1 tRNA gene is annotated in these 214 nt (G+C 52.3%); it reads right to left on the bottom strand.

Features of this window, described 5'->3' with window-relative positions:
• Positions 1-2 precede the first annotated feature (2 nt).
• A tRNA-Arg gene (locus BEB54_RS28475) sits at positions 3-76 on the bottom strand.
• Between the last annotated feature and the right edge of the window lie 138 nt (positions 77-214).

The raw sequence follows: 214 nt of genomic DNA on the forward strand, positions 1-214 counted from the left end.
GGTGCATCCGGGAGGATTCGAACCTCCGACCGCTCGGTTCGTAGCCGAGTACTCTATCCAGCTGAGCTACGGATGCATCGGGAAATTTATTTTACTGCTGATATTGATACCGCTACTAAAGCCATATCAAGTAAGAGATGGTGCATCCGGGAGGATTCGAACCTCCGACCGCTCGGTTCGTAGCCGAGTACTCTATCCAGCTGAGCTACGGATG

Origin of the sequence: Escherichia sp. MOD1-EC6021 (assembly GCF_002965245.1) — a bacterium.
GTDB lineage: Bacteria > Pseudomonadota > Gammaproteobacteria > Enterobacterales > Enterobacteriaceae > Escherichia > Escherichia coli_F.